This is a genomic window from Rhodopseudomonas sp. B29, assembly GCF_000333455.1.
GTDB lineage: Bacteria > Pseudomonadota > Alphaproteobacteria > Rhizobiales > Xanthobacteraceae > Rhodopseudomonas.
The window spans coordinates 1-2,467 of the sequence record NZ_BADD01000525.1; the positions used below are offsets into that span (position 1 = coordinate 1).

Consider the following 2,467-nt stretch of genomic DNA (forward strand, 5'->3'; position numbering starts at 1 on the left):
CGCCCTGACGTGCCGGCGTCGTCCTTGACCAGGAGCTGGATGTCGGCGTTGCGGAATTCGGCCAGCGCCATCTCGGCGGCATTGCGCATCGACTGCGCCACGACGCCGGCATTGCCGGGGCCGGTGAGCGGCAGCACCAGACCGACCTTGACCCGGCCGGTGCCGATCGCCTCCGGCTGCGGAGCCGAACCCGGCGCACCCTGCGGCGGCTGTTGGCCGAACTGGCTGTTGAGGCTCTGCTGCACGCCCGAACAGGCCGCGAGCATCGGCGCACTGAGCAATAGCCCGGCGGCGGCGCGGCGGCTCATCCCCGAAGAGGTCTTGTGTGAATCGCGCAAGATCACCATGCCATGTGAAGAGATACCGGCTGAAGCGAGGCCGACAGAAGCGAGGCCGAACGTCGGCGTCGTCGCGGTTCTTCGTCCGGACCAGCCGGCCCATCATAATGTCCGCGAATGATTAACCCAAACAAAAGGTTTATGCTCCTGTTCGAGCCTGGGCAGATCCGCGCTGCGGTGGTCCGCAATACCTTCTGTTCTGCAAGCTTCGGATCATCTAATGCCCCCCAACCCTGCCGGCCCTGACCATTCAGTCGCGGAGGCGGAGCCTCGCGGTTTCCTGGTCGCCGGGCAACGTATTGCCGCGTCCCATGCGGCTCCTGGATTGCACATCGTCGCGACGCCGATCGGCAATCTCGGCGACATCACGCTGCGCGCACTCGAAACGCTCGCGGGCGTCGATCTGATTGCCTGCGAAGATACGCGTATCACCCACCGACTCACCGAACGCTACGGCATTCGCGCGCCGCTACGACCTTATCACGAGCACAATGCGGCGCAGGCAAGGCCTAAGCTGCTGGCGCATCTGGCGCAAGGCGGATCGCTGGCGCTGGTGTCGGATGCCGGCACGCCACTGATCTCCGATCCGGGCTATCGGCTGGTGCGCGAAGCGTACGACGCCGGACATTCGGTCCACACATTGCCGGGACCATCGTCGGTACTGGCCGCACTGGCGCTGGCGAGCCTGCCGACTGATCGCTTCTTCTTCGATGGCTTCCTGCCGCCCAAGCAAGGCGCGCGCCGCGCACGCCTTGCTGAACTTGCGAGCATCGACGCCACGCTGGTGCTGTTCGAAGCCGGCAGCCGCATCGCCGCGTCCTTGCGTGATCTGGCCGACACGCTTGGTACACGCGCCGCCGCGGTGTGCCGCGAACTCACCAAACTGCACGAAGAGGTCCGCCGCGCGTCACTCGCCGAACTGGCCGCGACGGCTGACACACTCGACACCCGCGGCGAATTCGTGGTGGTGATCGGGCCGCCCGCGGCCGATGCCGGCGCGATCAGCAACGACGCACTCGACCAGTTACTTCAGGACTCGCTGCAGCGGGACAGCGTCAAGGATGCGGTCGCGCAGGTCACTGAACTGTCGGGACGGCCGCGCCGCGAAGTCTATGCGCGCGCGCTGGAGTTGATGCGCCAACGCGAAACAGATGATGAAGGCGAGGCCGATGGCCAAAGCTAAGCAGCCTGTCGCCGTGCCGTCGCCCGACCGGGTCGCGGCGTTTCAGACCGGCATCTCGGCCGAGACCCGCGCCGCCGCCTACCTGATGGCGAAGGGTTATCGCGTGCTGGCGCGCAGATTCAAGACGCCCTATGGCGAGATCGACCTGATCGTCAAACGCCGCGCGCTGGTCGCCTTCGTCGAGGTCAAAGCCCGCGCCCGGCTCGACGACGCCGCCTATGCGGTGACGCCGCGCCAGCAACAACGCATCATCGCCGCCACGGAAGCCTGGCTCGCCGCCAATCCCGACCACGCCGCTTGCGAACTGCGCTTCGACGCCGTGCTGGTCGCGCCGAAACGGCTGCCCCAGCATGTGCCGGGCGCATTCGACGCCAGCGCCTGAGTGTCCTATCTTCCCGCCCCCTGCTGAAATCCCGGAACACCCATGCCCCTCAAAGTCGCCGTCCAGATGGATCCGATCGCGCGCATCAACATCCGCGGCGATTCCACCTTCGCGCTGCTGCTCGAAGCCCAGAAGCGTGGCCATCAGATTTCCTACTACACGCCCGACAGGCTTTCGCTGCGCGGCAGCGATGTGGTGGCGCCGGTGCAGAAGCTCAGCGTGCGCGATCAGGAGGGCGATCACTTCACGCTCGGCGAGCCCGAGCGCACCAATATGCGCGACTTCGACGTCGTGCTGCTGCGCCAGGATCCGCCGTTCGACCTCGCTTACATCACCTCGACGCATCTGCTCGAGCGCATCCATCCGCATACGCTGGTGGTCAACGATCCATCGAGCGTGCGCAACGCGCCCGAGAAGCTGTTCGTGATGGATTTCACCGAACTGATGCCGCCGACCCTGATCAGCCGCGACAAGGACGAGATCAACGCCTTCCGCGCCGAGCATGGCGCAGTGGTAATGAAGCCGCTGCACGGCCATGGCGGCGCCGCGGTGTTTCGCGTGCTG

Annotated in this window: 2 protein-coding genes and 2 pseudogenes; 3 read left to right on the forward strand and 1 reads right to left on the reverse strand. The window is 66.1% G+C overall.

Features of this window, described 5'->3' with window-relative positions:
- Nucleotides 1-347: pseudogene (locus I5M_RS18485) on the reverse strand (penicillin-binding protein activator); the annotation flags it as partial.
- Nucleotides 348-558: 211 nt separating this feature from the next.
- Between I5M_RS18485 and rsmI the strand changes: the two are divergent.
- The 3 genes and pseudogenes from rsmI to I5M_RS18500 form a co-directional block, all read left to right on the forward strand.
- On the forward strand, nucleotides 559-1,521 hold the full coding sequence (rsmI, locus tag I5M_RS18490) for a 16S rRNA (cytidine(1402)-2'-O)-methyltransferase (RefSeq protein ID WP_022722754.1): 963 nt from the start codon (nucleotides 559-561) through the stop codon (nucleotides 1,519-1,521).
- A complete protein-coding gene (locus tag I5M_RS18495) occupies nucleotides 1,508-1,903 on the forward strand; it encodes a YraN family protein (protein WP_022722755.1) in 396 nt (131 codons plus the stop codon). Before rsmI ends, I5M_RS18495 begins: the two co-directional genes overlap by 14 nt.
- A 42-nt stretch (nucleotides 1,904-1,945) precedes the next feature.
- A pseudogene (locus I5M_RS18500) lies at nucleotides 1,946-2,467 on the forward strand (glutathione synthase); the annotation flags it as partial.

Bases quoted from the DNA above. Each gene is read 5' to 3' on its own strand.
- I5M_RS18495 (WP_022722755.1), top strand. From the start codon at position 1,508: ATGGCCAAAGCTAAGCAGCCTGTCGCCGTGCCGTCGCCCGACCGGGTC.
- rsmI (WP_022722754.1), top strand. From the start codon at position 559: ATGCCCCCCAACCCTGCCGGCCCTGACCATTCAGTCGCGGAGGCGGAG.